Origin of the sequence: Serratia sp. 506_PEND (assembly GCF_001076875.1) — a bacterium.
GTDB classification, from domain to species: Bacteria; Pseudomonadota; Gammaproteobacteria; order Enterobacterales; family Enterobacteriaceae; genus Serratia; species Serratia marcescens.
This window is the reverse complement of sequence record NZ_JVEL01000486.1, coordinates 1-3,955: the sequence shown is the minus strand read 5'-3', so window position 1 is coordinate 3,955 and position 3,955 is coordinate 1. Positions and strand designations below refer to the sequence as shown.

Annotated in this window: 11 protein-coding genes; all 11 read right to left on the bottom strand. The window is 55.6% G+C overall.

Going from position 1 to position 3,955, the window contains the following annotated elements; genetic code table 11:
* Nucleotides 1-190 (bottom strand): hypothetical protein (locus tag ADK28_RS31725; protein ID WP_152929722.1); only part of this gene is annotated, 190 nt, incomplete at its 3' end.
* Entirely contained in the window at nucleotides 187-780 is a 594-nt protein-coding gene (locus ADK28_RS19630) for a hypothetical protein (protein WP_048796289.1), read from the bottom strand. The genes ADK28_RS31725 and ADK28_RS19630, both read right to left, overlap by 4 nt.
* Entirely contained in the window at nucleotides 764-1,015 is a 252-nt protein-coding gene (locus ADK28_RS19625; RefSeq protein ID WP_048796288.1) for a hypothetical protein, read from the bottom strand. Before ADK28_RS19625 ends, ADK28_RS19630 begins: the two co-directional genes overlap by 17 nt.
* Nucleotides 1,012-1,488 (bottom strand): N-acetylmuramoyl-L-alanine amidase, encoded by a 477-nt coding sequence (locus ADK28_RS19620; protein WP_048796287.1) that lies wholly within the window; start codon nucleotides 1,486-1,488, stop codon nucleotides 1,012-1,014. Before ADK28_RS19620 ends, ADK28_RS19625 begins: the two co-directional genes overlap by 4 nt.
* A 77-nt stretch (nucleotides 1,489-1,565) precedes the next feature.
* On the bottom strand, nucleotides 1,566-2,126 hold the full coding sequence (locus tag ADK28_RS19615) for a hypothetical protein (RefSeq protein ID WP_048796448.1): 561 nt from the start codon (nucleotides 2,124-2,126) through the stop codon (nucleotides 1,566-1,568).
* The gene (locus ADK28_RS19610) at nucleotides 2,123-2,569 is read right to left on the bottom strand and encodes a Mor transcription activator family protein (RefSeq protein WP_048796447.1); all 447 of its coding nucleotides are present in this window, start codon (nucleotides 2,567-2,569) and stop codon (nucleotides 2,123-2,125) included. The genes ADK28_RS19615 and ADK28_RS19610 overlap by 4 nt, the downstream gene beginning before the upstream one ends.
* Nucleotides 2,566-2,964 (bottom strand): gp16 family protein, encoded by a 399-nt coding sequence (locus ADK28_RS19605; RefSeq protein WP_048796446.1) that lies wholly within the window; start codon nucleotides 2,962-2,964, stop codon nucleotides 2,566-2,568. Before ADK28_RS19605 ends, ADK28_RS19610 begins: the two co-directional genes overlap by 4 nt.
* The gene (locus ADK28_RS19600; RefSeq protein ID WP_048796445.1) at nucleotides 2,961-3,329 is read right to left on the bottom strand and encodes a hypothetical protein; all 369 of its coding nucleotides are present in this window, start codon (nucleotides 3,327-3,329) and stop codon (nucleotides 2,961-2,963) included. The genes ADK28_RS19605 and ADK28_RS19600 overlap by 4 nt, the downstream gene beginning before the upstream one ends.
* A gap of 2 nt (nucleotides 3,330-3,331) precedes the next feature.
* Nucleotides 3,332-3,526, bottom strand: a complete 195-nt coding sequence (locus ADK28_RS19595) for a hypothetical protein (RefSeq protein ID WP_048796444.1) — start codon at nucleotides 3,524-3,526, stop codon at nucleotides 3,332-3,334.
* Nucleotides 3,523-3,756 (bottom strand): hypothetical protein, encoded by a 234-nt coding sequence (locus tag ADK28_RS19590; protein ID WP_048796443.1) that lies wholly within the window; start codon nucleotides 3,754-3,756, stop codon nucleotides 3,523-3,525. Before ADK28_RS19590 ends, ADK28_RS19595 begins: the two co-directional genes overlap by 4 nt.
* Nucleotides 3,753-3,905: a hypothetical protein gene (locus ADK28_RS32235; RefSeq protein WP_161802721.1), complete on the bottom strand. Its 153-nt coding sequence runs from the start codon at nucleotides 3,903-3,905 to the stop codon at nucleotides 3,753-3,755. The genes ADK28_RS19590 and ADK28_RS32235 overlap by 4 nt, the downstream gene beginning before the upstream one ends.
* Nucleotides 3,906-3,955 lie beyond the last annotated feature (50 nt).

Here is a 3,955-nt window from a genome sequence, read left to right as displayed (position 1 = left end):
GCACGTCGATCACCAATTCTTTCAGCGTATCCATGCGGTCACTGGCATCATCCCGGCGCAGGTAGTCGCGCTGGATGGCTTCAATCAGTTGCGCCTGCTTGTGCAGGGCGTATTTCAACTGCGCGACCCACAACCCGCCAAAGGAGGCAACCAGCCAGAGTGCAACATGCAACACCATCTCTGTACTCATGACGCCGGCACCTTCTGATAAAACTTTTCCAGTGCAACCAGCTGGTTGCGCAGCGACAGGCACCATGCGCCGTAATCGCTGGCGTGCCCCAGCAACGCTACCGGGGAAAGTCCGGCATCGGCGGGATGGAGAGCAAGCCCGGCGGCGGTGTCGGACACAGAGCGATCACCGGCTCCGGCGTAACCGAGGGCGCGGGCATAGAGCTGCACGCTGTCAGGGCCAAGCCCAGTAAAACGGGGACCATCATGCGTAACGGCATCATTGATTTTTCCCTTCAGAAGGTGCTGCACCACCGCCAACTGGCGCTGCCTATGCGCCAGTTCGTCCGTCAACCGCTCAGCGCGCGTCAACGCCTCGCGCTCGTGTGCCACGGCGGATTTCAGCGCCTGATTGCTGGCCTCGGCTGCCTGAGCCTTGGCCAGGTCGAATGTTTCCGCCTGGTGAGACAATCGCAACTGATACTCGGCCGCCGCTGCGCTATAGCCTGACTGATAGATGCCGTGATAAACGAACCACCCGGCAATAACACCCAGCAGGGCCAGCAACGCCGGCCCCATGAAACGACGCAGCAAACTAACGAGCATCATCATCGGATTTCTCCATACGATCACGCTGCAGCGCGACCAGGCGCGTCGCCTGGCTATGCATCGCCCAGACCGCCATGTAGCCGATAAACTCATACTCGGCCAGGGCATGGGTAAATGCTGCGTGCAGTACCATGACGCTGGTGATGATGAACGCCCCGACCGTCATCACCTCGGAGGCGGAGACCTCGCCGGTTTTCGGGTCAGCCAGCAGCTTTAGCAGCACGTCACGCCAGCTCATACGCTCTCCGGGAAGACATGCCCCGGCAGGGGGGCGAAGTCCACCGCAATCCAGTCAGGGACATCAAATCCCGGACACTCTTTGTTGGCGAACTCACGGTGGCCATGCAGCGTTGCATTGCGATACTTATCCTGCAAACGAGCAACCAGATCATGCAGCGCCAGCCATTGGGCAACGGTGAACTGGCGAGTGCCTACCATGCAGATGCCAAGTGAATTGGCATTGTGACCCTGAACGTGCGCGCCAATCTCTTCCTCACCGCGCCCGGTGAGCACTGTGCCGTCGCAGTCAATGACGAAGTGATAGCCGATGGCGGTCAGTTCGGGATTAATGGAAGGGTGCGCACGATGAAAACCACGCTCCGCGTGCCAGCGGTCAATGACCTGCGCGGCGGTCTCATGCGCATTGCCAAGCTGCTTGCCGTCAGGGCTGGCAGCACAATGAAGAACAATCAAATCGATAAAGCGGGACATAAAAAAACCCTCGTAAGTTGACGAGGGTTATTGTGGCGTGAGGGGTTCAACTCAGGCAGTTGAAGGGTTTCAGTGGGTTAATCGACCGGGGTATCTTTATCGACGATGATACTATCACCCCCATCCTCAGGAGGAGTATCTATTGCCCACTGACATCTGGTTGCCATCCTAGCAAAATCTGTGTCTGAGTGTACAACCTGTATGAATCCATCTTGTGTAGGAAAACGACCAGCGGAAACATCCCCAAAATAGTTATACTGAGCATCCCACGCAAGGTCTGCTACACCTGCCAAGGCCGCACATTCGGAGAAGTGGAAAGTAGGCGGTGTTCCAAATAGCTTATCTCGCTCCTTACGCAAGGCCTTGAATTTATCATCCAAACCACCCCATTGATTAATAATATCAGAGGTCGACATATCAGCCGCCTGTTTAGAAAATAGAAGCATAAGCCCATAAGCCTGAACTCTTAGATCCATGATTTTATCCATAAAATCCTGCGCAGGCTGCTTCAGCTTATTGTACTGAGCCAGCTGCTCTGGATAACTCAACTCTGCATCAGGCTTTCGTTCCTGGTCTGCAGCGTGAGAAAAAAGGGGCGCTACCAGCGCCCCAATCAGTAAACATACCCTTAATTTCATTCGCTATCCTCGAATAAGCCCCTCTGAGAAGCTGCATCACGGCGCTTGTAACGCTCAATGATGTAGTAGGCTAATCTGTCGCTGATACCATAGCGCGGGCAGAGTTCCGCCATGATCCACGGTAACGACCGCCCCTCATTGCGCAACCGCTCAACGTCAGCAACCAACTGGCGGTTACGCAGCTCTTTCAGCGCACGCTCACAGCGGGGGATATACAACACATCACCACCAAAATGCCGGGACATTTTGGCGGCGCTCTCCTGACCTATCGTTGAAACCAGTAACTCCATACGCGAGCAACCAGACTCCTTCAACCCCTTACCAACGGTAAACGTTGTACCACCCAGAACATCAAGCAACTTCAACGTGGATGGGAACCCTATCAACGTCAGTATCTCTTTGACAACCGGCGGGAGAAGAAACTCGACATCCTCCAAAGTCATACAGGCCTCCCGTGACGCTTCGCATCATATTGCAGAGCATTCATCAGCGACGTAAGCTGCTCGATGGTGAGCCACTCCAGCGCGTCGCGCTTAAACATCCGTTTCGCCATGCTTTCAGCATACTTCCACGGACGACCCGCCTCGGTCAGTAGCGCCTCAATCTTACCCAAAACCGCTTTTTTCCCGATAGCAACGTTGGGCTTGCGACCATATTTTGCCGTTGAAGCGAAGCCTTGGTCACGCATATAGAGCACCACGTGCTCCAGCTCCGTCTCGGTACAATCGCGAGCGCTGCACTTGCCGGTCACCCGCGCCAATACAGCGCGGTAGGTCTCATCATCCCAGCCCAGGGCTTTTTTGCCGGTGTGGATCACTTTAATCAGGTTCGCCATCATTCCCCCTGCAAGTTTGCGTGACCGGTCACGGCGCTGGTTAAATTCATCGCAAGACAGTCACGCGTAAACCAGCACGCTGCTTCCCCTCTGTAATTGCCATTGCAGCCAGCAGGGAGCGAGTTACCACACCGCTGACAGCTCTCCAGCGCCGCCTCTTGCCGATCAAGTCGCTGATCGTCACAGAGGATCAGCAAACTGATGTATTCATTGCGGCCATAAGGTGCGCGCCCTGGATTGCGGCGCTGACAGTTACGGTCCAGCACCTGAGCTTCTTGCTGCGTCAGCACCAGCTCATGCCGCATCCCACCGCCAGCAGCCAGTTTGGCGCGCTGCATCGCCTTACGCTCTGTTGCCGTTTTAGCCATGCTTACCACCACTCTTTTTCAAGGCGAATGCGGTCAGCCAACATCATGACGCCCATCGGCCACAGCAGCATGATGRCCAGGAACCCMACAAAGCGCGGCGAACGGCGAAGCAAGCCCAGCTCACGCACGGTGTCGGCATGGCAGTAACCCAATTGCAGGTAGAATCCAACAAGAACCAAAATCAAGAGCCAGTTCATACCGCACCGCCTTCAGCCAGCACCGGCTCCAAGTGATCCACCGACACACCGCCGGAACGGCCATTGACCAGCACGACAACGGCACCATGCCCCAGCACCCAGGCCTCTGAGCGGGTAACAACCTGACAGCACTCCGACTGCCCCTGAACAGGGTAATAGCGGAACAGCGCACCAACAGGGAAGCGAGTATTGAACTGCTCGACGGAAATACCTTTAAGTAACTGTTTCATTTGTCCATCCTCTTAAATTTGGTATCGCAGCCAATCATCTGATGGAATACCCATGGCCCGAAACGCCCCAGACCAATCCCACTCCGCTCACTGAGCGCCCAGATACGCCCCCACAACCAGCGCCATAAATTAAAACGAGGAAATTTCATGCTGACCTCCTGCGGTTGGTGCGCTGAGACTCAAGTTGATTAATGTGATT